Here is a 26,292-nt window from a genome sequence, read left to right as displayed (position 1 = left end):
TTAAACCGTTAAGCCCCACATATCAAAAGTCTCTCGACAGAGCTGCTCTCTAAAGTCTGGATGAGCGATATCGATCAATGCCCGCGCTCGCTCACGCAGGGACTTGCCTCGCAGATTGGCAATACCAAACTCCGTCACGATATAGTGCACATGGGCACGAGTGGTCACGACTCCAGCGCCTGGGGACAATACGGTGGCTATTCGCGATACAGAGCCCCTCGCAGCAGTGCTGGGGAGTGCAATCACTGAGCGACCACCTTCAGACAGCCCTGCTCCACGAATAAAGTCCATCTGCCCTCCTACTCCGGAGTAAATACGCGTGCCCAGAGAATCTGCACAGATTTGCCCTGAAATATCCACCTGCAGCGCCGAGTTGATGGCCATCATATTAGGATTTTTACGAATGATGGCGGTGTCATTAACCTGTTCTATATCCATGAAAATCACCGAAGGATTATCATCAACATAGTCATAAAGCCGCTGGCTACCGAGAGCAAACCCGGTAACAATTTTGCCAGGATGCACTTGTTTACAGCGATTAGTGATCACCCCGAGTTCGACTAAGTTAAGTACCCCATCAGAAAACAGCTCAGTATGCACTCCTAGCTCTTTGTGATCAGTTAAACAGGAAAGAACCGCATCAGGAATAGCGCCAATTCCCATTTGCAGGCAATCACCATCGCGTACTAACTGCGCGACGTTTCTACCCACCGCAAGGCTAACTTCATCGCTGGCTGCTAAGGGGTGTTGTGGCAGTGGCATACTCTGCTCATAAACAGCTGTAAATTTACTGTAATGGATAAAGCCATCGCCGTGGGTTCTCGGCATCTGTGGGTTGATATGAGCAATAATCTTTCCCGCTACCTGACAGGCTGCTAAGGTCGCTTCAACCGAAATACCTAATGAACAGATCCCATGCTTATCGGGGGGAGAGACTTGAATAATGGCGGTGTCGATTGGCTGCTCGCCCGAACGAAATAGCTTAGGCACTTCAGAGAGAAAAATAGGCACATAATCGGCATCCCCCTGCTGCAATAGCAAACGTGTTGGCAAACCGCCAAAGAAACACCTATGTCGTAGGTGCCCCTTAAGCTTTTCATCACTTAAAGACTCAGCGCATTCGGTATGTAACTGTAATAGAGTGAGGTCTTTTTTGGTTAAAGCATGTTCAGCGAGGGCATTGAGTAATAGGGTTGGCGTCGCTCCCATTGAGTGAGTCCATAACGTCTCACCACTCTCAATGAAAGATACTGCCTCTAGAGCACTGCCACAGATAATTGGCGCCATAAATGATACCTAATAGAATTAATCTGTTCGCAGTGTATGAGGTTACGCCTTGCTTTAACAGCGTTCAAACACTCAGTTAACATGAGTTTGATCTTAAACAAGATAAAAGTTGAATTCGGTTGCCAAAAAGCAGCCTGAGTCGATCACTTTCTTAATACTGATGGGATAAAAAAAGGGGAAGAACTCCCCTGATTATTTAAGACTGTAAAAACTTGCTGAGCACGTGTTGTTGGCCCAATAAACTTTGATACAGGGTAAACTGGTTGGCTGCACGCTCAAGGTTATGGCCTGCATGGTGAATTTGAAAGTACACATCACCATTGAGATGATCGGTTAAGAATCTCACACCAATCATTAAACAAATCACTCGCGCACCTAGCCACAGGCTCTCGCGCTCAGCATCAGACAGCACATCACCTAGCTCACTCAGGTAACCTTTACAGATGGCAGCAAAGATAGACTCTCTGACCTGCACCTTATCCAATGCGGTCGAGTCTTCCGCCTCAGGGCTACAGAAGGTACGCACCATATCGCCAAAGTCATACATCAGATAACCTTTCATACAGGTATCTAAGTCGATAATCGCAAGGCTGGTCATGTCACGCTTATCAAATAGCATGTTATTAATTTTGGTGTCGTTATGACAGATTCGGCGTGGTAGCTTACCCTCGAACTCGGCCAACTCCTGTAAAAGTTCGGTTTGCGACATCACAAAATCGACCCACTGCTGACATTCAGCCAAACGAGCATGACTATCGACTTCGACGGCTTGAGTAAGGAGCTCGATACGTCCAGGCAGATGGTGGAAATTAGGGATCACATCCTCTAATAATTCGGCGTCCAGTCCCGACAGGGCCGATGAAAAATGGCCAAATGCCTTAGCCGCCATCTCGGCATCGGCTTCACTACCAACCACATCGATACTATGACTGTGAGGCAGATAATTTATCGCACGCCAAAACCCATGCTCCCCAAGATCGACAAAAAGCTCACCATCAAGGGTTAACTCAGGGGAAACCACCTGCAAACGATACTCATCGGCCGCCACTTTGCCTTGTAAGTGCTGGCTGATCTTATAGGCATTGTTAACCAAAGCTATCGGTGTTTTAAATACTTCTGTATTGATTTTTTGCAGAACAAATTCTCGCTCAACACTAAGCACCAAAAAGGTATGGTTAATATGGCCATTACCCAATGGTGACACCTTGGCGCTATCTGCATTTACACCAAAATGCGACAAAACATTTTGTCTTATAAAATCAATCACCCAACACTCCAGTTATCTCTATATATCTCTGCTATCCGGGCTTATTTCTCCAGACTTTCCTTGCAGTTGATTCTTAAAAAAGGAATTAGCTTACCGCTATTATTTGCTCAGGGTTTGCTGCAATTTGTCTCTTACCCAAGCAACATCTTCTGGGTAGGTCACGCCGTACCATGACTCTTGAGCAACGCTGACATTGACCACCTTGTTAGCCTGAGGAGCTGACGGAGCATCGAGTCGAGCTTGCACCACAGTAGGCAGGTAACACTCGGCCTTTGGATGGCGACCATTGTACTCAAGGAACTGATTAAACTGCTGCTCTACCACCTCGAAAATATCTGGCTTAAAGCCCCAACAAGTCATCGACACCACAGCATCATCGGCAATAGCAAAACGCTGCTCGTCTAACGTACCAGTTAAACCCGATGCTTCACAGCGAATATCGAGCCATTCGGCAACATCCACCAGTTTCCCCGCCTCAACCTGACATAAACCGCGATTCACGCCACCATTTTCAGACAGGGTCAAACCGATTGGATAGGCCACCATCATCCAATCCTCATCGGCTGTCGATAACCCTTCGGCGAGCAAGCTAAAGGCGCTGTCGCCATAGAAGTCATCGGCATTAATCACAGCCATAGGGCCATGAACATGATTTCTTGCACTCCAAAGTGCATGGGCTGTGCCCCAAGGCTTTTGACGTTGAGCCACATCGGCAAATTCGCGCCCAGCGACAGGAAGATCATCGAGTGCTTGAATGCAATACTCGCAGCTAAAGTCACTGGCAAGCTTATCCGCTAACACCTCATCGAGCAGCGGAGCCAACTCCGGACGGATAACCAGTACCGCACGATTAAACCCTGCGCGATAGGCACTTTTTAGCGATAGCTCCAACATGGTCTCATCATTTGGCCCTAGCTGCGCCAGCTGTTTATCGCCGCCAAATCGGCTACCTAAACCTGCCGCGAGGATCACTAAGGTTAAATCCTGCTTGTTGTTACTCATGACTCTCTCTCAAACAATGGCGCCCTCAAACGATTAAAGTGCTACCGCGCGATAAGGCGAAGCAGTTTAATGAGTCTATAGGCTAATTTCCAGCGCTAATCGATGCTAATCAGCTCTACAATTCCACGCTTGGAATCAGGGTTATAAATAAGTACGGAAAGCGGCGACCTTGCCAAGTGCGGCTTGGCTGCCCTTCAAGCTAAAGTTATAACCGCAGAGGCTAACGTTACCGCGCCTCGCCATATCGACAATAATGGCTTCGGTATCGAGTGGAGAAAATCGTGCTTCAGTGCCAGTATCCGCAAGTAAGTCAACCACAAGCGGACGGTATTCGGTGCCGTTATTAAAACGCATAAGCGAGCAGGTCTTATCGCCTTTCGCCGTGGCTAAAGACCAGATATTAGTGGGCGTTCCGGTTTCTCCGAGCCAGCGCATGATCAACACATCATCTTCAAGCACCAAGCTAAACCCGTCAGGCATAGCGGTCGAGATCCGATCGGTTTGAGGCGCACTCTCAATGGTATTTTCAGGCAGCGCCGCAGTTTCGACTTCTGGCTCGGAAGTTGGAATAAGTGACCAGATGCTGGCAATCAACATGACGCTGACTAACACACCTGAGATGACAAACAGCCACTTTTGATTAACCTGCAGCGCCTGCCGTAACTGAGCTAGGTTAATTGCTGATGGCGTCTTACCCCCCCGCAGAGATGATGACTGCCTATGAGTCTCAGCTCCTGTGTATGCATCAGCGTATTGCTGTTGAATTGAAGCATCGGCATCCGTTTCTACAAACTCGCTAGTACCTTCTGCCTCAAAACTCGCGCTCGATTCACTACCGCCTAGGGTCGGCTCAACTCTGACACGCTGACCTGCAGAGCGGGCAGTAGCGTTACTTGCTGTCATATCCACAGGCCCAGAATAACCCTGCACATAATTAGCGCCAGATGTCGAAGGTAGTATAGCCATATAGCCTATACCCAAACCCGCAATCACCAGCAAAGTCAGCAACAACATCATGCTTTGAATATGCACTAAGGTGATCAGCACCAATAAGAATGGCAACAGCGTTAACAGAATAAACTTCGGTGATTTACCGCTATCACGCAATCGACGCATCGTGGTTAAGGCTAAAACTGGTGTGATAAATAGCGCGACACCATACAAGGCAGCAGAGGGACTAAAAAGCACAACACCTAACAATAAAACGAAATAAATCAATCCACTGATAGCAGCGAAGCGCTGTCCATTATCTAAACCATTAACACACAAAAGCGACTTAAGCTGCATACTCTTCCGACCTTAAATAATAATCTATGACTCGGCTGTTCCCCCAACTTGATGTTGTAACAGCACCCCATTTCCATGCTCAGGCGAAAGCATAAAAAGTAAAGAGCTAGCCTACCGAATTTGCCTCTCAATGTCAGTGTTTTCGGGCAATTTTATCATTAAAGATAATTGATACAGGCAGGAGTTCCCACCACAATAATTGCTCACAACGACTGGAATTCCCCTAACTGCGACTAGCGCAAATATCACCCTAGGCTGTATAATGGCTCGCTTAACCTTTTTATCGCCCAATTTGAGTCTAGATCGAGTTGGTACAAACATCGGATATGCAGCTAATGACCGCTCGCGGAAACCTATTTATCGTCTCAGCGCCAAGTGGCGCAGGTAAATCATCGCTTATTTCGGCTCTGTTACGAGACCAGCCTGTAGATATGCAAGTTTCAGTTTCGCACACCACAAGGCAACCACGCCCAGGTGAAGAGAACGGTCAACACTACCACTTCGTTAATCAAGATGAGTTTAAGAGCTTAATTGCCGATGGCGCTTTTTTTGAATGGGCTGAGGTATTTGGTAACTACTACGGCACCTCTCGTGTCACGATCGAGCAAACTCTAGAGAAGGGTATTGATGTATTTCTCGATATCGACTGGCAAGGGGCGCAGCAAGTTAAAAAGCTAATGCCTGAATCTATTGGCGTTTTTATTTTGCCACCATCAAAAACCGAACTAGAACGTCGCCTTACCGGCCGTGGACAAGATAGCGAAGAAGTGATTGCAGGCCGCATGGCACAAGCGGTTTCAGAGATGTCACACTACAATGAATATGACTTCGTTATCGTCAACGATGATTTCGACAAAGCACTGGCCGATCTTTTAGCGATCATTCGCAGTCAAAGATTAACCTCTGCTAGCCAAATTCATACGCAAAATGATATGATTAAAGATCTGTTGGCAGGCTAACTGTCTTCATGTACAATTTTTCGTCATTTTTTCAATCGATAAAACACTGGAGTTTCCAAACATGGCTCGCGTAACTGTAGAAGATGCCGTAAACCAAATCGGCAACCGTTTTGATATGATTCTGGTTGCAGCGCGTCGTGCTCGCCAAATCGCTGTGCAGGGTAAAGACCCTATGGTTGAAGAAGAGAACGACAAGCCAACGGTTATCGCCCTGCGCGAAATCGAACTAGGTTTAGTCACAGCTGATACTTTGGATGCCGATGAGCGCCAAACAGTTCGTGAACGTGAAGCAGCTGAAATCGCTGCTGTTGCTGCCATCGCTGAAGGCCGCAACGCTATATAAGGAGTGGAGTCACTTGTATCTGTTTGAAGGTCTCAAGGAGTCTGCTTCAGGTTATTTAGAACCTGAACAGGTAGAATTACTCAAGCAGGCCTATCAGGTGGCGCGTGATGCCCATGAAGGTCAGATGCGCACGAGTGGCGAACCTTATATTACCCATCCGGTTGCGGTTGCCCGCATCCTGGCCGATATGCGTCTCGATCATGAGACGCTTATGGCCGCACTCTTGCACGACACTATCGAAGACACCCCAGTCACCAAAGAAGAACTAGCTGAAATATTCAGCGACTCTATTGCTGAATTGGTTGAAGGCGTCTCCAAGCTCGATAAGCTCAAATTCCGCGATAAGAAAGAAGCCCAAGCCGAAAACTTCCGCAAAATGATGATGGCGATGACCCAAGATATCCGAGTCATCCTGATCAAGCTTGCCGATAGAACCCATAACATGCGCACCTTAGGTGCACTACGGCCCGATAAGCGCCGTCGCATCGCCCGAGAAACCCTAGAAATTTACGCACCGATCGCCAACCGTCTTGGTATTCATAATATTAAGAGCGAGTTAGAGGAGTTAGGTTTTCAAGCCTACTATCCAATGCGACATCGCGTACTGAAAGAGGTGGTGAAAGCCGCTCGTGGCAATCGTAAAGAGCTTATCCAAAGCATCGAAGCGGCAATCAATACTCGCCTTGAAGATACTGGCCTAGAAGGCACAGTAAAAGGACGTGAGAAGAACCTTTATTCCATCTACAACAAGATGCGCAATAAAGAGCTGCAATTCCAAGAAGTGATGGATATCTATGCCTTTAGGGTCATCGTTGACTCTATCGACACCTGCTATCGCGTCATGGGCGCCATGCACGGCCTCTATAAGCCGCATCCTGGTCGCTTCAAAGATTATATCGCTATCCCTAAAGCTAACGGCTATCAGTCACTGCATACTTCACTTTTTGGTCCTCACGGCGTACCAGTTGAGATCCAAATTCGTACCGAAGATATGGACCAGATGGCTGATAAAGGGGTCGCGGCTCACTGGCTGTACAAGAAAGGCAGCGCAGCAGAGCAAGGCACCACCACCCAAGTGCGTGCTCGTAAGTGGATGCAGAGCTTGCTGGAACTTCAGCAAAGCGCTAGCACCTCTTTTGAATTTGTTGAAAACTTTAAGACCGAACTCTTCCCTGAAGAGATCTACGTGTTTACCCCTGAAGGCCGTATTTTAGAGCTACCAGTGGGCGCCACTCCAGTCGACTTCGCCTATGAAGTCCATACCGATGTGGGTAATACCTGCGTTGGTGCCAAGGTTAATCGCCAAGCCTATCCACTGAGTCAGCCACTGATCTCCGGCCAGACCGTTGAGATTATTACAGCCAATGGCGCACGACCAAACGCGGCCTGGCTTAACTTTGTGGTGACAGGTAAGGCTCGCGCCAAAATCCGTCAGCTTCTAAAGAGCCTGAAAGAAGACGATGCCGTGTTACTGGGCAAGCGTCTACTTAATCACGCGCTAGGTGAGACTAAGCTAGACGGTCTATCTCAAGAGCAGATAGATAAAGTTGTTCAGGATACCAAACATGACTCGCTCAACTCTTTGCTCGCCGACATTGGCCTAGGCAATGCCATGAGCATCGTTATCGCACAACGACTACTTGGTGATCAGATCGCTCCTGAAGAGCAAAAAGAAGTGCCGACCATGTCGATCCGCGGCGCCGAAGGCATGCTAGTCACCTTTGCAAACTGCTGTCGTCCAATTCCAGGGGATGCGGTTATTGCCCATGTAAGCCCAGGCAAAGGCCTAGTGGTTCACATGGAAAGCTGCGCCAATATTCGTGGTTATCAAGGTGAGCCTGATAAGTACATTCCTGTACAGTGGGATAGCGCAGAAGGCGTTGAATACCAAGCTAATCTGAGAGTCGAGATAGTCAATCATCAGGGTGCGCTGGCTAAAATCACCTCGATTGTGGCCGCTGCAGGTTCCAACATTCATAACTTAACCACTGAAGAGCGTGATGGGCGAGTTTTCCTCATCAACCTACGCATTTCAGTGAGAGATCGCATTCATTTAGCTAACGTGATGCGTCGGATCAGGGTACTTCCGGAAGTATTGCGTACATCGAGAAACCGTTAATTTACTTCAAATAAACAAGGAAAGAGCATGGCAGAAAAGATCATCATCGCAACCAATAAAGCACCACAAGCGATAGGCACATACTCTCAAGCTGTTAAAGTCGGTAGCACTGTGTATTTATCTGGTCAGATCCCACTCGATCCTGAATCAATGCAGATCGTCAGCGACGAATTTGAAGCTCAGGTGGTTCAAGTATTTGAAAACCTGACCGCAGTTTGCCAAGCGGCCGGCGGTTCTCTTAGCGATATCGTTAAGCTAAATATCTTTATGACAGATCTTAGCAACTTTGCCACTGTCAATGAGATCATGGGTCGCTACTTTGAGCAGCCTTATCCAGCACGTGCAGCTATCGGTGTGAAGCAACTACCGAAAGATTCGCTCGTTGAGATGGATGGAGTCATGGAGATCTAATCATTTCCATATCTCGATCAAACGGGCGCTACGGCGCCCATTTTATTATTTAAAACCAGCTATCCCACTAATTAGAAGCCTGCCATGAGTCCTGAACGTTTCGCCCGTATCAACCAGATGCTAGACAACCGTCAACCCGATCTTACCGTGTGCCTAGATACCGTGCACAAGGGAAATAATATCGCCGCCGTACTAAGAACGGCCGATGCAGCAGGTCTGCACGAAGTACACGCTGTTTGGTCTGATATCGAGATGCGTGTGTCAGGTAACACAGCCTCGGGTAGCCAGCAATGGGTCAAGACCTGCGTGCATCACAGCATGAAAGATGCGATCAGTGATTTTCGTGGTAAGGATATGCAGATCTTAGCCACCACCTTCTCCGATACTGCCGTCGATTTTCGTGAAATTGATTACACTCGCCCGACCGCTATTATCTTAGGTAATGAGCGCGATGGCGTTAGCCCAGAAGGCATCGCGAGCGCCGATCAACATATCATCATCCCAATGATAGGTATGGTGCAATCACTTAATGTCTCTGTTGCCGCGGCGCTAATTATGTATGAAGCCCAGCGTCAGCGTACCGAAGCCGGTATGTATGGCACACGCAAACTCGATGAAGCTTACTGCCAAGTGAAACTCTTCGAGCAAGGCCATCCAATTTATGCCAAGGCCTGTCGCCGTAAAAAATTGCCTTATCCTGCCATAGATGAAACCGGGCAAATTGTTGCCGATGAAGCATGGTGGCAGAAGATGCGCGCCCCTTCAGACGAAGAGTAACCTTGGTACGACAAATCAAGTAGCTCTGATATAGCGCTTCCTTTTGCATATTTAAACCAGCTCCCCGCACAATACCAGCATCCCTGCTGGTATTTTTTTATCGACTCATACCAATCAGTCCCTCAACGCATTTTTGTAGAAATTGTAACGACCGTTTGAAAAAGTTTGTCTTAGATCACATTTTTCGCCATACTCAAGTTTAAAGTAGCCTGTTAAACGAACGATTAAAACAAAAAAGAAATAACTAGGCTGAACTGAAATTAACAACTATCAATATGGAATTGCAATGGAATCCTCTATGAAAACCCCGATTGAGATGCTCGAACATTGGGTTGAAAAACAAGGCGATCAAGTTTATCTAAAGCAGCCTATTGACGGCAAATATAAGACCTTTACTTGGCGCGATGTGCAAACCAAGATGCAGCAGATTGCCGGCGCATTGAGACACCTAGGCCTCAATCCTGGAGACAAGGTTGCCGTACTTTCTAAAAACTGCGCCGAGTGGTTTATTACTGACTTGGCCCTTATGCACGGTGGCTATATCAGCGTACCTATCTACCCTACCGCCAATGCCGATACCATTCGCTACACCTTAGAACACAGTGAGTCCAAGGCCATTTTCATCGGTAAGCTAGATTATTGGGCCGATCAAGAGGCTGGCGTCGGTGGTGACATTTTACGTATTGCCATGCCCTACGACACCATGCCATCTCAATATCACTGGGATAAGATGCTGACCTTAGGGCAGCCATTAATCGATGCGCCGCTGCCAACTCCTGAGCAGATCATGACCATCATCTATACCTCAGGTTCAACGGGTCGGCCTAAGGGAGCAATTCAGAACTTTGCCAGTTACGCCTGGACCTGTACCGCGGTTGTGCGCGACCTGAAAACCGATGTCCAAGACAGGCTGCTTTCATACTTGCCGCTGGCGCATATTACCGAGCGCGTGGCGATTCAAGGCTCCTCTTTCTATTCAGGTAGCAGTGTCGCCTTTGTTGAAAGTCTAGACAGCTTCGTTGCCGACGTGCAGCGCGCAAGACCGACGGTATTTTTCTCTGTGCCCCGTCTTTGGAGCCTATTCCAGAAAAATATTATCGACAAGATCGGCTACAAGAAGCTTAACTTCCTATTAAAAGTGCCGATCATTAGCAGCATAGTGAAGCGTAAGATCCACCAAGGTTTAGGCTTAGAGCACTGCCACCTATTAGGCTCTGGCTCGGCGCCAATCCCGCCATCGCTGGTTGAGTGGTATCACAAGATTGGATTGGATATTTCAGAAGCTTGGGGCATGACAGAAAACTGTGCCTACTCGATTATCAACCACCCATTCGATCCCAGAAAAATTGGCTCAGTTGGTCGCGCCGTAGAAGGCTGTGAAGCCAAGCAATCCGATGAGGGCGAGCTCTTGGTTAAGAGCCCTGGCCTGATGCAGGGCTACTATAAGCAAGAAGAAGAGAGCGCTAAGTGCTTCGATGCAGATGGTTTCTTCCATACAGGGGATCTCTGCTCTATCGATGATGAGGGCAACGTCAGCATCACCGGCCGTGTTAAGGACAACTTTAAAACGGCTAAGGGTAAGTATGTTGCACCGGTACCGATCGAGCGCAAACTTGCACAAGACCCCCATGTGGAGATGATCTGTGTTATCGGCTCGGGTCTACCTCACCCTATCGCCCTAGTTCAGTTGTCAGAAGGGGCGACGGTACAGCCAAGGGAAGAAGTGAGGGTATCGCTGAAAAACACCATAGATGCAGTAAACCCACACTTAGAGTCCCATGAGACGGTCGACGCTATCGTCATCGTCAGCGAGCCATGGGATGTAGAAAATGACGTGCTAACACCAACATTGAAGATCAAGCGCCATATTCTCGAGAAGAAGTTTAGCGACAAGGTTGATGGCATTCGTGGTGGTAAAGTCTGTTGGGAAGATGAAATCTAGTAATTGCTAAAGATATATTTTCTAAAACGGCACACTTTTACGTGTGCCGTTTTTCTTCTATAAACAGTGTATTTCAATTAACTAAATTTAATGATGGATGGACAGTTTTTGATTGCGCAATTTTTGAAAGAAACTATTCTTGCCCTCCTTTCAAGAAAATCCAATTTATAGAGTTAACCATGTTTATTTTATTGTCGATACTCGGCGGTTTTTTAATCCTTACTTTAGGGGCTGAAGCCTTAGTAAGAGGCGCGAGCCAAATTGCACTTAGATTAGGGCTTACTCCTCTAATTATTGGCTTAACCATCGTTGCCTTTGGTACCAGCGCGCCTGAACTTGCAGTGAGCGTAAAATCTGCCATTGCAGGCAATAGCGGTATTGCACTAGGTAACGTGATCGGCTCAAACATTGCCAACATCGGTCTGATCTTAGGTATCACAGCGCTTATCCGCCCAATCAAGATTGAGTCTCAGATGGTACGCCGTGACATTCCAATCATGATCGCGGCATCGCTACTGTTCTGGAGTCTGCTACTCGATGGCGGCTTAAGCTTCTGGGATGGTGCGATTCTTTCTGCGCTGCTTGTGGCTTACTTGACCTTTAGCTACTTCACGGCTGAGAAACAGAGCGATGATGATGTAACCGATACCAAGCAAAATCCTCTGTTATCGGTACTGTTTATCGTGATCGGTATTAGCATGCTGGTTGGCGGCGGTATTCTATTTGTTGATGGCGCAGTCGCCTTAGCTAAATCATTCGGCATTAGCGAAGTGATTATCGGCCTAACCATTGTGGCTATCGGTACCAGTATGCCTGAACTCGTTACCTCGATTGTTGCCGCGTTAAAAGGCGAAAGCGACATTGCAATTGGTAACGTTGTTGGCTCAAACCTATTCAATATTTTAGGTATTTTAGGTGTAACAGCGCTAATCCATCCAATTATTGGTGGTGATATCAGCACCTTAGACTGGAGCGCGATGATTGCCTTTGCAGTGATCTTATTGCCGTTTGCCTACACAGGATTGCGCATTGGTCGCCGTGAAGCAGGACTACTAGTACTAGGTTACCTCGTTTATATTGGCTACCTAGTAGCTCAAGCTTAAACATTAAGCTATACACAATAATTTAAATAGAAATGGCCTAAAGCGAATACGCTTTAGGCCATTTTTTTATCCCTAATTACCAGCAACATTTTAGCTAAAAATGACAAATGTCACCTTCAAGTCATGACGTTTGTGTCTGCATTTGTTAGCCACAATCTCCAATACTAGAGCCGTACCCAACAATACCTACCGCAACAAAGGTAGGCATGACACTCAAATGGAGATTGATATGAAAACTTTACTACTTACAGCATCACTTGCTCTTTCATCTGCTCTTAGTAGCCAACTTGCTAATGCCAGCAGTATCGAAAATATTGATGCCGCTGCCAATCAAATGGATGTAAACACACTCAAAAGCTATAGCCTACAAGGTGATGATTACCAACAAGCTTATGCAAACTATCGCTTAGCCATTACAGCCAATATTGTAGGCCAACCAACGCTAACTCTAAGCGCATTAGAAGATGCCAAAACAACCTTAGAAAATCTTACTAGCACCAGCAGCAACGCCGATAGCCTTGCATTACTATCATCAGTGTATGGCATGCTTATCGCGTTCGATAACGGTAAAGCCGCTACCTATGGTCCTAAAGCAGGCCAAGCAATAGCTCAAGCCAAACAACTTGAGCCTAATAATCCAAGGATTACGCTAGTAGAAGCCATTTCGGCCTTTAACACACCCACAATGTACGGCGGTAGCATGCAGCGTGCGGCAGACTTAGCTAGTCAAGCTATTGAACTTTATGCCAATCCTTGCGATAACATCTGTTGGGGACATGCAGAGGCTTATACTTGGCGCGGCCTAGCAAAGCAAAATCTAGGTGATTTAGAAGGCGCTATCACGGATTGGAATGCAGCATTAACGGTTGAATCTGACTACGCTTGGGCTCAATTTCTTTTACAGCAAAACACTCAACAAAACGCTAAAAGATAACCGTATATTTGAGTCAAAAGATGACAAATCGTAAATGGAGAGCGCCGCGAGCACAGCGCTCTCCAGCTAAAAGGAATTAATTATGACGCAAGACATACCAAACCCTGCAAGCAAAACAGAAGACAAGTATGCATGGGTCTATTTAATCAATTTGGTTTTCTACTTTATTCCCTACTTCATTATCGATATGCCACTGTGGCAAATTCTGCTTAGCTTAGCCGCTTTAATCCCTTTTGTTTATTGCTACTACAGGGCTTACCGTAGCACTAGCAGCCAAGCACATCTGCCCATATTAGCGATAATAACCATTGCTATTGCAGTGACGCCGATAAATACCGGCTCGCTATCTCTGTTTACTTTTGCCGGATTTTTTATTGGTTTCTTTTACCCGTTACGGAAAGCAGTACTCTGTATCGCAGCGCTTATTGCTACCCTATTTTTGCTCAATGTGAGTCTTAACTTTGATCATTACTATTGGGCTATTTATGGCGCAGCGCTGCTCGCAGGTGTCAGCCTTTTTGGGGTAGTGGAACGTACCCGCATTGAAAATATATGTAAGCAGCAAAAGAGCCAAGATGAAATCCACCAATTAGCCACTATGTTAGAGCGAGAGAGGATCGCCCGCGATCTGCACGACATAATGGGCCATAGCTTATCGTCTATTTCACTCAAAGCAGAGCTTGCAGAAAAGCTACTTGCTAAAGACGATATTGAACAAGCCAAACTACAACTAGCCGAACTCAATAGCATAGCCCGCGATAGCCTAAGCCAAATTCGTCAAACCGTATCCGGCTATAAACATAAAGGCCTTGCAGCCAGCGTAACCGGCTTATGCCAAACTTTACGTGATAAAGGCTTAAGCGTAACGTTAGAGGGCGAAATACCAAGCCTAAGCCCTGAGCTTGAAACCCATTTAATTCTCAGTTTAACCGAGCTGTGTAATAACATTATTCGCCATAGCCAAGCTCAAGAATGCAGTTTGCGGTTTAGCCAAAACCAACAACAAACCATTGTTCAAATCACTGACAATGGTCAACCAGACAGTGTTAACCAAGGTAATGGATTAAGTGGTATTCGTGAGCGTTTGCAGCAGTTTCAAGGCTCGCTCACTTGGGACCTAAACCAACAGTGCCAATTTACCATCACCCTGCCACAGCAAGGATTGCAGCAATAATGAAAATACTATTAGCCGAAGATCAAGCCATGGTAAGGGGAGCTTTAAGTGCACTGCTGAGCTTAAGTGGCGAATTTGATGTTGTACAAGCTCCCGATGGAGACGCTGCATTATCCTTACTAAAACAGCACGAATTTGACCTGTTACTCACAGATATTGAGATGCCTGGTCTCACAGGGCTAGAACTAGCAACTTGGTGCCAAACCAATAAGCCTGAATTAAAAATCGTCATCATCACTACTTTTGGCCGCGCTGGTTACATTAAGCGAGCAATAGAATCTGGGGTGGGTGGATTCTTACTAAAAGATGCTCCATCAGACACATTGATTGCCGCGATCAACCAAGTCATGACAGGCAAGCGGGTAATTGACCCCGAACTTGCGATTATGGCGATAGGCGAGCAAGATCCACTCAATGACAAAGAGCGCCGTGCACTAAGGTTAGCCGCAGAAGGCAAAAGTACAGCAGACATAGCAAACACACTGTTTATTGCCGAAGGGACTGTAAGAAATTATCTTAGTGAGGCTATGAGTAAGTTACATGCCACTAACCGCATTGATGCCGCAAGAATTGCCAAACAGAAGGGTTGGTTATAATAAGAAACTATCAAATTTGCGTAAACCAATAACTCTGATAATATATGTATAAATTTACAGTGTTTGAGCGCTAACAGTTTGCAAAGACTCGATCTTGTTCCAATAACCGATCTCAAGGGCGTTGCCAGTAAAATGGCCGAGAGATTAGCAAAGCTAGGGATTACAACAGTGCAAGACCTGTTGTTTCATCTGCCGCTGCGTTATGAGGATCGCACTCAAGTCTACCCTATTGCCTCGCTTTATCCTGGCAGTTACGGCACCATAGAAGCCGTCATTCAGTCCAGCCAAATTATTCAAGGGCGTAAGCGCATGCTGACCTGCACGGTGCGCGATGATACCGGCAGCTTAACCCTACGCTTTTTTAACTTCTCGGTGGCCCAGCGCAACGGCTTAGAGATCGGTATGACTATTCGTGCCTATGGTGAAATTCGCCGTGGTAAGCACTTTGCCGAAATTATCCACCCAGAATATAAGCTGATATCCCCGGGCGAAGATCTACAGCTAAGCGATACACTTACACCGGTTTACCCAACCACAGAAGGGTTGAAGCAGGCTAGCTGGATCAAACTCACCGAGCAGGCACTGGCATTGTTAGACAATGGCGGCCTACATGAGCTGCTGCCGCCACACCTGCAACCAAACAACTTAGATTTAAAGCAGGCACTGCAGATCCTGCATAGACCCAATAATCAGGTGTCATTATTTGAGCTGGAGCAAGGCACACATCCAGCGCAGCAACGCCTGATTCAGGAAGAATTATTGGCCCATAACTTAAGTATGCTTCGACTGCGTCAGCGCAGCAACCGTGACAGTGCGGTCAGCATGCATGCTACAGGTCAGCTACTTAATCCATTTTTAGCCTCCTTACCCTTTAAGCCTACTGGCGCGCAACAACGAGTCGTAGCCGACATCACTCAAGACTTGGCTAAACACGAACCGATGATGCGCCTAGTGCAAGGTGACGTTGGCTCAGGTAAAACCTTAGTCGCCGCCTTAGCAGCACTGCAGGCGATTGAGAGCGGCTATCAGGTCGCCATGATGGCGCCAACGGAGCTACTGGCAGAGCAGCATGCCATTAACTTTTCCGCTTGGTTCGAGCCTCTCGGGCTTAAGGTCGGCTGGCTTGCAGGTAAGCTTAAGGGTAAAGCCAGAGCCCAATCGCTGGCGGATATCGAATCGGGTGACGCTCATATTGTGATTGGTACCCATGCTATCTTCCAAGAGCAGGTGGTATTCAATAAGTTGGCGTTGATTATTATCGATGAGCAACATAGATTTGGCGTGCATCAACGCTTAGGGCTACGAGAGAAAGGCATCAGTCAGGGCTTTCACCCACACCAGTTAATTATGACGGCCACGCCGATTCCACGAACGCTCGCTATGACCGCCTATGCCGATCTCGACACTTCGATTATCGATGAGTTGCCACCAGGTAGAACACCTGTGACTACGGTTGCAGTTTCCGATCAGCGCCGCGAAGAGGTGATCGACCGCGTCCGCAAGGCAGCCCTCACCGATCAGCGTCAAGCCTACTGGGTCTGCACCTTGATTGAAGAATCGGAAGCGCTTGAGTGCCAAGCCGCCGAAGATACTGCCGAAGAGCTGAAGCGAGCGCTACCCGAACTAAAGATAGGCCTAGTCCATGGCCGGATGAAACCTGCCGAGAAACAGCAGATCATGGCGAGCTTTAAAGCCGGAGAACTCAACTTACTGGTGGCAACGACTGTGATCGAAGTTGGCGTGGACGTACCCAACGCCAGTTTAATGATAATCGAAAACCCCGAGCGTCTAGGGCTAGCTCAACTGCATCAGCTTAGGGGGCGAGTCGGCCGTGGTGCCGTCGCCAGTCACTGTGTGCTGCTATACAAGGCGCCACTATCGGCAACGGCCACCAAGAGGCTCGGTGTGCTCAGACAGAGTAACGATGGCTTTGTGATTGCTCAGCAAGACTTAGAGATCCGCGGGCCGGGTGAGGTATTAGGCACCAAACAGACGGGTATCGCCGATATGAAGATTGCCGATCTGATGCGTGATCAAGCCCTTATCCCCCATGTACAGAAGCTCGCCGCCCACGTTATGCAACAAGCGCCCGACTGCGTCGACGCCATCATCGAACGCTGGCTAGGTGACCGTGAGCAATTCGTACAAGCGTAAACGACTCATTTGGTCTGCTTTCGAAATTAAATATCCTTAATAGAGCTTCAACCTATAGACAATCTGTTGGATTTTTGCAGAATGGATTGAAGCTATACTTTATATTATTAGTCCTTTCACTGCGCGGTAGCAGAGGAGTTAAAATGCAACTCAGTCAAGAAGATAGAATTTCCCCTCAGGAAAAAAGTTCTGGCACCAATGGTCTGGCAATTTTGGCTATAGTTGCTGTGGTGGCACTATCTGCTGGCGGCTACTACTACCTCAGTGGCAATGAAAAAGTCGAAGAGCCTCAAGTGATTGCCCCTGTGGTTATTCCAGATCCTGTACCTGAACAGCCACTTGAAACTGAAGCGGTTCCAGAGCCAGAAGTGGTGATAGAAGCTGAACCTGTACAGCTACCGGAAGTCGATCCGACTCCACAAGTCGAGCCTCTGCCAACACTCGCGGAGAGCGACGAATTCGTTCACAGCAAAGTCACTGACGTTGCCGATGGTATGGCGATTGAGCCGCTACTGATTGAAGATAATCTAGTGCGTCAATTTGTGGTGTTTGTCGATAACCTAGCTCAGGGCGAACTGGCCCGCAAAGTGAGTCCGCTCAAGGCACCAAATAATAGCTTTACCGTATCGGAGATCGCCAACAAGACCTACATCAACCCTGATAGTTACCATAGATACGATCTCTACGCCGATTTTCTAGCTAGCCTAAATGATGAGGAGTTAGCGAAGACCTACAAGGAGCTAACGCCATTATTGAGCGAAGCATTTGTCGAGCTCGGCTATAACGACATCTCATTCGATGAACGTATGCAGCAGGCGATTGAGGTGATGTTAGATGCACCGATAATCGAACAGCCCATCGAGCTAGATGGTGTGAGTGTGAACTACCAGTTTGTCGACCCAAAACTTGAAGCACTGCCAAATGCGCAGAAGTTAATGATCCGTATGGGACCTGAAAACTCACGCAAAGTAAAATCTGCACTACGTCGGTTACAGCAGCATCTAAATTAGGCCATCACAGCCGTTAAATCATTTCTTCAAGAGCCCTGGATTAACAGGGCTCTCATCCAAAGCCAACATTTATTCACCTCCCTCTCACCTTTAAGCGACACCTGTATCATAAAAGAGCTTATTAAGCTCTGCATTTATGATGTAGAATAGCGGCTCTAAATAACATTATATTTGACCACTTACAGACATAATTGCTGTCGTCGGTCAGCACTATCTTTTTACCAGTCAAGGTGATACGAAAGGATATTCGGATCTAAGGCGATGCATTTGAAGTTTAGCATTCTTTCATGGGGCGCCTGGTCGCCGCAGTACCAACAAGCCAATGAATGGTTAAATTGGCCAAGCATAGCCCAAGACGACTCTGTACAGCACTCTGCTGTGCCAAAACTGGCTCATGTGCCAGCTATGCAGCGTAGAAGACTCAGCAAACTCACCAAAATCATCCTTGAAGCGGTATCTCAGTGTGATCCGCCTGAGCAATGCCGCAGCATATTTTCCTCGCAACACGGCGAAATTAACCGCACTGTAGGTTTACTCAAGGATATTGTTGCCGAATCACCTCTGTCACCTACAGGTTTTAGTCAGTCGGTACACAACACCGCCAGTGGCATTTTCAGCATTTTAACGGGGAATCAAGCTGCATCGACCTCCATTGCGGCGGGCAAGAATAGTTTTTCTCAGGCTTTCATCGAAGCCTTTGGACAGCTGCATGCTGATCCTGAGCCGCTACTGTTAGCCTATGCAGACGAGCCCGTGCCGCAAGTTTATCAGCAGTTCTCCTCTGAACCAGAATGGCCTATCGCCATCGCCTTTATGCTGGCTCCAGCAAACTGCCAGCAAGGTGCTATCGCGACTTTGAACTTAACTGCCGACAAGCGCGAACATAGAGATGAACGTGAGCAACTCTGTTTCGGCCAGTTACTCGCAAGCCTTGCGGCTAAGCAGAGTATCTCAGGTTATTTGGCGGGTTGGCATTGGGAGCTAATCTGCTGTGACTAAGTCTTTAGCAAGTAAACCATCACAGAGAGCGCAACCTCTCGCCCCTAAGTTAACTGGCTTGGCCTATGTGCCACGCTGGCTCGGCGGCACCGCCTGCTATATCGCCTTCGGCCTTGGTGGCCTTTTAAGTTCGCTTACTATCCTGCCCATCCTGCGATTTTGGCCTGGTACGCCCCAGCAGCGTATCGAGCGGGTACAGCGCGCCGTACATATTATGTTTAAGGGATTCGTAAAGATGCTCACCTGGGCTGGCGTGATTAATGTCAGTCATGGAGACTTGGGTCGTCTTCGCGATGCAAAAGGCGTCATTGTCACGGCAAATCATCCCACCTTAGTCGATGTGGTCGTGCTTATCAGTTTGATGCCAAATGCAGGCTGCATCGTTAAGCAAGGACTATGGCGCAACCCCTTTTTGCGAGGCGTAGTCTCTTGTGCAGGTTACATTCCCAACCGCGGCGCAGAGCTGCTATTGGAGGACTGTAAATCGGTACTTGAGCGTGGCACTAATTTAATTATTTTCCCAGAGGGAACCCGCACAGTCATAGGTGAAAAAGTGAACCCCTTTGCACGTGGGGCCGCCAATATCACCCTTAGAACACGAAGCGACCTATTGCCTGTATTTTTGAAAACCAATACTGTTGGACTCAGTAAGCAGCAGGCTTGGTATCAGCTGCCGAGACGAACCATAGGCATGCATATCGAAATAGGCGAAACACTGCCCTATTTACGTTATGATGCCTGTGCAGGCGGCGATGCAAAAATGGCACGGCAGATGACTCGTGACCTAGAAAACTATTATAAACAACAATTAGATAGATACTTATGAGCCTAGATAACGAAGTAAAACAACTAATCATTGACTGTCTCGACCTTGAAGACGTCAGCATTGAAGATATCGACTCACAGGCACCGCTATTTGGTGAAGGGCTTGGACTCGACTCTATCGATGCATTGGAGCTTGGCCTTGCCATCAAAAAGCAATTTGATGTGAAGATTGAAGCAAACTCAGATGCAACAAAACAGCATTTCTATAGTGTTGCCAGCTTAGTCAGTTTCATTGAGTCACAGCGAGTCTAGGGGGAAGTATGCAAAGTCGTGAACAGATCCTTGAAATGCTGACTGAGATCCTCGTCGAAGAGTTCGAGATTGATGCGGAAGATATCACCCTAGAAGCTTCTCTGTATGAAGAGCTAGATCTAGACAGCATCGATGCCGTCGATTTGGTGATTAAGCTACAACAGATGACAGGCAAGAAGATTAAGCCTGAAGAGTTTAAAGCGGTGAGAACCGTAGATGACGTTGTGTCGGCCATCGAAGGCTTAGTTAAAGAGTAATGCGATTGCTCCTGCAAATAGTGACGACCCTCGTGGTAATAGGCTACCCGCTGGCGGTCTATTTTGGTCTGCACTATTTGCCGGCTGGCAGCATCGCGCTCGCCTTGTGCGCAGTCTTAATCCTACGACTGGTGCTGCAACAGCAGCAAGTAAAGGCGCTTGTGCTGCCGCTCCTTGTGGGTATAGGTTTAACCGCTGGCAGTTTTGTAGCCAAAGAAAATCACTGGTTACTGTTTTATCCTGTGGTAATAAACCTCACCATGTTGGCGCTTTTTGGCTATTCACTAAGGCGTGGGCCCAGCATGATAGAGAGGCTGGCGAGATTAAAGGAGCCAGAGCTGCCCGATGAGGCAATCGGCTACCTCAAGACCGTCACCTTAGTTTGGTGCGGTTTGTTTATCTTTAATGGCGCAATGGCGCTTTATACCGCACTCTATGCCAGCCTTGAAACATGGACGCTTTATAACGGGCTGATCGCCTATCTGCTTATCGGGTCGCTATTTGGTGGCGAATGGTTATACAGAACATTTTGGTTGAAAAAGTCATGACGGATCTCCTTAAATCTTGGCTCTGCCAAGGCCCTGCAGCCCAGCAGCTAATTAGCTTCAATCATCACGATATTGTGACGGGCTCTGCATTTACCGCCCAAGTCGCCCAGCTGCAACAGCAACTCATTGACTCCAGCTCCCAGCGTTGGTTGCTATGTTGCGATAGCAGCGATCTGTTTGCCGTTGGACTGTGCGCAGGATTACTCGCGGGGAAACAGGTTGTACTCCCCGCAAACAGGCAAGCGGGAACCTTGAGCCAACTGACCCACGAGTTCGATGGCGTACTCTCCGATATGCCCATCTGTGAAGGCAAAGCATTCTTGCGTCTCGATAAAGATCTCAACCCACCCACGAGTGACTGGCCGAAAACCGATAACTTGGGTGAGCTAGTTCTATTCACCTCAGGTAGCAGCGGAAAGCCTAAGCGAGTCGTAAAATCTATCGAGCAGCTCGATGCCGAAGTCAGTGTACTAGAGCAGACTTTTGCTGAGCACCTGCCTCACTGCAGTGTCATCTCCACCGTCTCTCATCAGCATATTTACGGTCTACTGTTTAAGATCCTCTGGCCTCTGGCGGCGAGTCGCCCATTCTTAAGCGATCTGGTCGAATACCCTGAGACCTTAAACTACTACGCCAACCTATTTCCAAACTTGTGTTTGATCAGTAGTCCGGCCCAACTGTCTCGATTGCCCGATGCGCTCGATAACGAGCGTCAACTGCGTGCACCGAGTTTAGTCTTCAGCTCTGGCGGGCCGTTAAGTTTTGATGCATCTAAAGCCGTGGCACATTGCTATGGGCAAGCACCGATAGAGGTGTTTGGCAGCACCGAAACTGGCGGTATCGCTTATCGTCGTCAACACCAGCCTAACGCCGACTGGCAAGCTTTCGCGCCAATTGAAATCCAGCAAGATCCAAGCGATGGTGCACTAGTGCTCAAATCGCCCTACCTGCCAGATAGTGAATGGCTAAAGTGCGATGATAAGATTGCCCTGCACGCCGATGGTAAATTTACCCTTCAAGGCCGCTTAGACCGAATTATCAAGGTGGAAGAGAAGCGCTTGTCGCTGGTGCAGATGGAGTCACTGTTAGAGAGTCACCCCTATGTGGCTAAAGCCGCACTGGTGATGCTCGAACAGCCTAGAGTGCAGCTTGGCGCAGCCATAGAGCTTTCACCCCAAGGGATAGAACAACTCGAAGCAAACGGCAAGTTGGCGCTCAATAACCAACTGAAAAATCACCTGTTGTCACAGTTTGAACGAGTCACCTTACCAAGACGCTGGCGCTATGTAGCCCAGCTGCCACTGGATCAGCAGGGGAAGCGCGTTCAATCTAGCATGTTAGCCCTATTCGATATCGATAAGTTTAAGAGCAAATGATTAGATCTAAATTGCCCACCATCATCAGTTGCAGCAAGGACCAAGACTCAGTGACTTGGCGGCTCGATATTGCTGCCGAACTCGACTATTTTAATGGCCACTTTCCAGAGCAACCGGTACTGCCGGGTGTGACCCAGCTCGATTGGGCGATAAAGCTCGGCTGTGAGCATTTCGGGTATGCCATCGATGTCGCAACCTTAGAGGTTCTAAAGTTTCAACAGCTCATGTTGCCCGGCACTCAGGTGGAGCTCAACGTCAGCCACAATGCGGCCAAGGCTAAGCTTACCTTTGCCTACAGCGATGGCGATAAGCGCTTTGCATCGGGACGCATTGCACTCAATGGTGCCTCTAACACAACGGATGCAAACTAATGCGTCTAGCTCTGGTTATTCCAAACTACAATCATCGCGGCGCAATCGAGAAGACCTTGGCGCGCCTCGCGGCCTTTGAACTCCCCTGCTATCTGATTAACGATGGCAGTGACGATGACACTCGCTTTCTGCTCATCGAGCTGGCTGAGAAATATGATTGGGTGACGCTCATTCACCACCCATTTAATCGCGGCAAAGGTGCGGCGGTGATGACTGGCCTGCGCAGAGCCTACGCCGATGGTTTCACCCACGCGCTACAGGTCGATGCCGACGGTCAGCACGATTTAGATGATATTCCGGCGATGATCGCCCGTGCAGAGTCAGCGCCAGAGGCACTGATTTCCGGCCTGCCACAGTACGACGAGTCCGTGCCTAAGGGTCGCTTGTATGGCCGCTATATCACCCACTTCTGGGTGTGGATTGAGACCTTAAGCTTCGATATTCAAGACTCCATGTGTGGCTTTCGAGTTTACCCACTGGCGGCAACAGAGAAGCTATTTTTAAGCCACGCCTTGGGCGAGCGCATGGATTTCGATATCGAAGTGCTGGTGCGGCTCTATTGGCAAGGCGTCCCCGTTATCCATCTGCCAACACGGGTGATCTACCCCGAAGATGGTGTCAGCCATTTCCAAGGCCTCAAAGACAATGTGCGCATCTCACTGATGCACAGCAAACTCTTCTTTGGCATGTTGTTGCGCCAGCCCAAGAAGCTGTTGCACAAGCTGACTAGGCCGAGCCAGAACAAACACTGGTCCAGCATGGGGGAACGCGGCAGCTACTGGGGAATTAAGCTGCTAGCCCAAAGCTACCGCTTAGGTGGGCACTGGCTGTGCCGCGCCATCATGTATCCGGTGATCTGCTACTTCTTTATCACAGGCACCACGGCGCGCACCGCATCGAAGCAGTTTTTAACCCATGTGAAGCACCAGCGCCCTAACCACCCACAGTTGGGGGAGCCACTCAGCTGGCGCGATAGTCTGAAGCACTTTTTCGCCTTCGGTAATGCCGCCCTCGATAGAATCGATGCCTGGTGCGATCGTATCAAGCTCTCAGAGGTGGACTTTCCCAACCGCGAAATGCTCGCCAGCCAACTTGCTGCCGGCAATGGCGCCGTGTTACTGGTCTCACACCTAGGTAATTTAGAGCTGTGCCGCGCGATCTCAATCCACCAGCGCCAAGTCAAGGTTAACGTCATGGTGCTGACGCAAAACGCCGAGAACTTTAATCGGGTGCTCAAGCAGCTTAATCCCGACAGCTCACTGAATCTTATTCAGGTGACCGAGCTCGGCCCGAGTACCTCGATGCTACTACAGCAAAAGATTGAAGCCGGTGAACTAGTAGTAATTGCAGGAGACAGAACCTCGTCTCAAACGGCTGGACGAGTAATCTACCAAGAATTTCTGGGTGAGCAGGCCGCATTCCCACAGGGGCCATTCATTCTGGCGGGGCTGCTGGACTGTCCGGTTTATACCATGTTCTGTCTGCGCCAAAATGGTCGCTATCATGTTCACCTTGAGCACTTCGCCGATACCTTAAAAGGCCCAAGAGCGGGGCGCGCCGAAAGGCTCGAGCAAGCCGTAAATGAATTTAGCAGTCGCTTGGAGCGTTTTGCTCTGAGTGAGCCACTGCAATGGTTTAATTTTTATGATTTCTGGCGCAAGGATGAAGAGTTCCAGCGTGCCGATGCACAAAGCAGTCGCAGCAGTAGTCGTAGCAGTAAAGGACAAGCAAGCAAATGACCCAACACAATACCCATAACCTTAGCCAGCAAACCGTTGAATTTGGCTATAACAGCCTATCGCTTGAAGATGTGGTGGCTATCGCCAAGGGCGCGACAGCCAAGCTAAATCAGACGGCCGAGTATCGCACCTATATCCAAAAGGGTGCCCTGTTCATCGATAGCCTGCTAAAAGAAGAGGGTGTGGTTTACGGCGTCACCACAGGTTATGGTGATTCTTGCACTGTTACCGTTGGTTTAGACTTAGTCCATGAACTGCCGCTGCACCTGACCCGTTTTCATGGCTGCGGTATGGGAGAGATACTGTCCCCCATGCAAGCCCGTGCCGTGATGGCATGCCGACTCAGCTCACTGGCAATTGGTAAATCAGGCGTGAGTTATGAGCTACTCGCGCGTATCGAAACCCTACTCAACCTCAACATCATCCCAGTGATCCCTGAAGAAGGCTCGGTCGGTGCCAGTGGCGACTTAACGCCGCTTTCTTACCTAGCAGCAGTGTTAGTGGGTGAGCGTGATGTGATTTATCAAGGTGAGCGACGCGCTACCAGTGACGTCTACCAAGAATTAAATATCGTGCCGCTAAAACTTCGTCCAAAAGAAGGTTTAGCGCTAATGAACGGCACTGCGGTTATGACCGCCCTTGCCTGCTTAGCTTATGATCGTGCACAATATATGGCTCGCCTTGCTAGCCGTATTACTGCCATGGCTTCGCTAACATTAAAAGGCAACTCGAACCACTTCGATGACATCTTGTTTGCCGCAAAACCTCACCCGGGGCAAAACCAGATCGCCGCATGGATCCGTGAAGACCTCAATCATCATATCCATCCACGTAACTCTGACAGGCTGCAAGACAGATACTCTATCCGCTGCGCCCCCCATGTGATTGGCGTACTGCAAGATGCGCTACCCTTTATGCGCCAGTTTATCGAGACCGAGTTGAACAGCGCCAACGATAACCCGATTGTCGACGGTGAAGGCGAGCATATCCTGCACGGTGGTCACTTCTATGGTGGTCACATCGCCTTTACCATGGATGCGATGAAAAACGCGGTGGCGAATATTGCCGATCTGATCGATCGTCAGATGGCGTTAGTGATGGATCAAAAATTCAATAACGGTTTACCCGCCAACCTGTCGGGTGCCCAAGGCAAGCGTAAGGCGATTAACCACGGCTTTAAAGCGGTGCAGATTGGCGTGTCGGCTTGGACGGCTGAGGCGCTGAAAAACACCATGCCTGCTAGCGTATTTTCCCGCTCAACCGAGTGCCATAACCAAGATAAAGTGAGCATGGGCACCATCTCGGCTCGCGACTGTATGCGGGTATTACAGCTTACCGAACAAGTGGCAGCGGCGGCGCTACTGGCCATGTCTCAAGGTATTCGCCTGCGCATCGCCCAAGAGGAGCTGCAGCCCAGCTCGATTACGCTCTCACTGGGTAAGACCTTAGCTCAGGTTGAAGCAGACTTTGAGCTACTGACCGAAGACAGACCATTAGAGCAGACCCTGCGCTCAACCGTGGATAAGATTCAAAATGGTTACTGGGAAGTGTGCGGCTAAT

25 protein-coding genes are annotated in these 26,292 nt (G+C 48.5%); 21 read left to right on the top strand and 4 right to left on the bottom strand.

Going from position 1 to position 26,292, the window contains the following annotated elements; all coding sequences use genetic code 11:
• From L1D44_RS06840 to L1D44_RS06825, 4 genes are all read right to left on the bottom strand, one after another.
• Complete coding sequence (locus L1D44_RS06840) at nucleotides 1-1,287, bottom strand: acetyl-CoA hydrolase/transferase C-terminal domain-containing protein (protein WP_220768594.1); 1,287 nt, start codon at nucleotides 1,285-1,287, stop codon at nucleotides 1-3.
• Nucleotides 1,288-1,483: 196 nt separating this feature from the next.
• Nucleotides 1,484-2,554, bottom strand: coding sequence for an aminoglycoside phosphotransferase family protein (locus tag L1D44_RS06835; protein ID WP_239889450.1), 1,071 nt, complete (start codon nucleotides 2,552-2,554; stop codon nucleotides 1,484-1,486).
• Nucleotides 2,555-2,653: 99 nt separating this feature from the next.
• Entirely contained in the window at nucleotides 2,654-3,556 is a 903-nt protein-coding gene (locus L1D44_RS06830) for an NTP transferase domain-containing protein (RefSeq protein WP_239889449.1), read from the bottom strand.
• Between the two features lie 141 nt (nucleotides 3,557-3,697).
• A complete protein-coding gene (locus tag L1D44_RS06825) occupies nucleotides 3,698-4,843 on the bottom strand; it encodes a DUF805 domain-containing protein (protein ID WP_239889448.1) in 1,146 nt (381 codons plus the stop codon).
• 335 nt (nucleotides 4,844-5,178) lie between these two features.
• Here L1D44_RS06825 and gmk point away from each other — a divergent pair, with 335 nt between their 5' ends.
• From gmk to L1D44_RS06720, 21 genes are all read left to right on the top strand, one after another.
• The gene (gmk, locus tag L1D44_RS06820) at nucleotides 5,179-5,802 is read left to right on the top strand and encodes a guanylate kinase (RefSeq protein WP_220768590.1); all 624 of its coding nucleotides are present in this window, start codon (nucleotides 5,179-5,181) and stop codon (nucleotides 5,800-5,802) included.
• A 61-nt stretch (nucleotides 5,803-5,863) separates the two neighbouring features.
• Nucleotides 5,864-6,145: a DNA-directed RNA polymerase subunit omega gene (gene rpoZ, locus L1D44_RS06815; RefSeq protein ID WP_012275521.1), complete on the top strand. Its 282-nt coding sequence runs from the start codon at nucleotides 5,864-5,866 to the stop codon at nucleotides 6,143-6,145.
• 13 nt (nucleotides 6,146-6,158) lie between these two features.
• Nucleotides 6,159-8,264, top strand: coding sequence for a bifunctional GTP diphosphokinase/guanosine-3',5'-bis pyrophosphate 3'-pyrophosphohydrolase (gene spoT, locus L1D44_RS06810; protein WP_239889506.1), 2,106 nt, complete (start codon nucleotides 6,159-6,161; stop codon nucleotides 8,262-8,264).
• A gap of 27 nt (nucleotides 8,265-8,291) precedes the next feature.
• Nucleotides 8,292-8,675 (top strand): RidA family protein, encoded by a 384-nt coding sequence (locus L1D44_RS06805; RefSeq protein ID WP_220768589.1) that lies wholly within the window; start codon nucleotides 8,292-8,294, stop codon nucleotides 8,673-8,675.
• An 84-nt stretch (nucleotides 8,676-8,759) separates the two neighbouring features.
• Entirely contained in the window at nucleotides 8,760-9,452 is a 693-nt protein-coding gene (gene trmH, locus L1D44_RS06800; protein WP_239889447.1) for a tRNA (guanosine(18)-2'-O)-methyltransferase TrmH, read from the top strand.
• Between the two features lie 286 nt (nucleotides 9,453-9,738).
• Nucleotides 9,739-11,394, top strand: a complete 1,656-nt coding sequence (locus L1D44_RS06795) for an AMP-binding protein (RefSeq protein WP_239889446.1) — start codon at nucleotides 9,739-9,741, stop codon at nucleotides 11,392-11,394.
• 179 nt (nucleotides 11,395-11,573) lie between these two features.
• Nucleotides 11,574-12,497, top strand: a complete 924-nt coding sequence (locus L1D44_RS06790; RefSeq protein ID WP_239889445.1) for a calcium/sodium antiporter — start codon at nucleotides 11,574-11,576, stop codon at nucleotides 12,495-12,497.
• A gap of 229 nt (nucleotides 12,498-12,726) precedes the next feature.
• A complete protein-coding gene (locus L1D44_RS06785; RefSeq protein WP_239889444.1) occupies nucleotides 12,727-13,431 on the top strand; it encodes a hypothetical protein in 705 nt (234 codons plus the stop codon).
• Nucleotides 13,432-13,513: 82 nt separating this feature from the next.
• Nucleotides 13,514-14,605, top strand: a complete 1,092-nt coding sequence (locus L1D44_RS06780) for a sensor histidine kinase (protein ID WP_239889443.1) — start codon at nucleotides 13,514-13,516, stop codon at nucleotides 14,603-14,605.
• Nucleotides 14,605-15,201 carry a response regulator transcription factor gene (locus L1D44_RS06775; RefSeq protein WP_239889442.1) on the top strand — a complete coding sequence of 199 codons (597 nt, stop codon included), beginning with the start codon at nucleotides 14,605-14,607 and terminating at the stop codon, nucleotides 15,199-15,201. The genes L1D44_RS06780 and L1D44_RS06775 overlap by 1 nt, the downstream gene beginning before the upstream one ends.
• 78 nt (nucleotides 15,202-15,279) lie before the next feature.
• Nucleotides 15,280-17,355, top strand: a complete 2,076-nt coding sequence (gene recG, locus L1D44_RS06770) for an ATP-dependent DNA helicase RecG (protein ID WP_239889441.1) — start codon at nucleotides 15,280-15,282, stop codon at nucleotides 17,353-17,355.
• 143 nt (nucleotides 17,356-17,498) lie between these two features.
• Nucleotides 17,499-18,365 (top strand): DUF3014 domain-containing protein, encoded by an 867-nt coding sequence (locus L1D44_RS06765; protein ID WP_239889440.1) that lies wholly within the window; start codon nucleotides 17,499-17,501, stop codon nucleotides 18,363-18,365.
• A 261-nt stretch (nucleotides 18,366-18,626) separates the two neighbouring features.
• The gene (locus L1D44_RS06760) at nucleotides 18,627-19,364 is read left to right on the top strand and encodes a beta-ketoacyl synthase chain length factor (protein ID WP_239889439.1); all 738 of its coding nucleotides are present in this window, start codon (nucleotides 18,627-18,629) and stop codon (nucleotides 19,362-19,364) included.
• 58 nt (nucleotides 19,365-19,422) lie between these two features.
• Nucleotides 19,423-20,190 (top strand): lysophospholipid acyltransferase family protein, encoded by a 768-nt coding sequence (locus L1D44_RS06755; protein WP_239889505.1) that lies wholly within the window; start codon nucleotides 19,423-19,425, stop codon nucleotides 20,188-20,190.
• Nucleotides 20,187-20,441, top strand: a complete 255-nt coding sequence (locus tag L1D44_RS06750) for a phosphopantetheine-binding protein (protein ID WP_220768581.1) — start codon at nucleotides 20,187-20,189, stop codon at nucleotides 20,439-20,441. Before L1D44_RS06755 ends, L1D44_RS06750 begins: the two co-directional genes overlap by 4 nt.
• An 8-nt stretch (nucleotides 20,442-20,449) precedes the next feature.
• Nucleotides 20,450-20,698, top strand: coding sequence for an acyl carrier protein (locus tag L1D44_RS06745; protein WP_220768580.1), 249 nt, complete (start codon nucleotides 20,450-20,452; stop codon nucleotides 20,696-20,698).
• Entirely contained in the window at nucleotides 20,698-21,246 is a 549-nt protein-coding gene (locus L1D44_RS06740; RefSeq protein WP_239889438.1) for a hypothetical protein, read from the top strand. The genes L1D44_RS06745 and L1D44_RS06740 overlap by 1 nt, the downstream gene beginning before the upstream one ends.
• Nucleotides 21,243-22,622, top strand: a complete 1,380-nt coding sequence (locus tag L1D44_RS06735; RefSeq protein WP_239889504.1) for an AMP-binding protein — start codon at nucleotides 21,243-21,245, stop codon at nucleotides 22,620-22,622. Before L1D44_RS06740 ends, L1D44_RS06735 begins: the two co-directional genes overlap by 4 nt.
• The gene (locus L1D44_RS06730; RefSeq protein ID WP_239889437.1) at nucleotides 22,619-22,993 is read left to right on the top strand and encodes a thioester dehydrase; all 375 of its coding nucleotides are present in this window, start codon (nucleotides 22,619-22,621) and stop codon (nucleotides 22,991-22,993) included. Before L1D44_RS06735 ends, L1D44_RS06730 begins: the two co-directional genes overlap by 4 nt.
• Nucleotides 22,993-24,732 (top strand): glycosyltransferase family 2 protein, encoded by a 1,740-nt coding sequence (locus L1D44_RS06725; RefSeq protein ID WP_239889436.1) that lies wholly within the window; start codon nucleotides 22,993-22,995, stop codon nucleotides 24,730-24,732. The genes L1D44_RS06730 and L1D44_RS06725 overlap by 1 nt, the downstream gene beginning before the upstream one ends.
• Nucleotides 24,729-26,291: an aromatic amino acid ammonia-lyase gene (locus L1D44_RS06720; protein WP_239889435.1), complete on the top strand. Its 1,563-nt coding sequence runs from the start codon at nucleotides 24,729-24,731 to the stop codon at nucleotides 26,289-26,291. The genes L1D44_RS06725 and L1D44_RS06720 overlap by 4 nt, the downstream gene beginning before the upstream one ends.
• The last annotated feature ends 1 nt before the right edge of the window (nucleotide 26,292 follow it).

The sequence above is a fragment of the Shewanella sp. Isolate13 genome, from assembly GCF_022398325.1.
In the GTDB taxonomy this organism is placed as follows: Bacteria; Pseudomonadota; Gammaproteobacteria; order Enterobacterales; family Shewanellaceae; genus Shewanella.
This window is presented reverse-complemented; position numbering and strand designations above follow the sequence as displayed.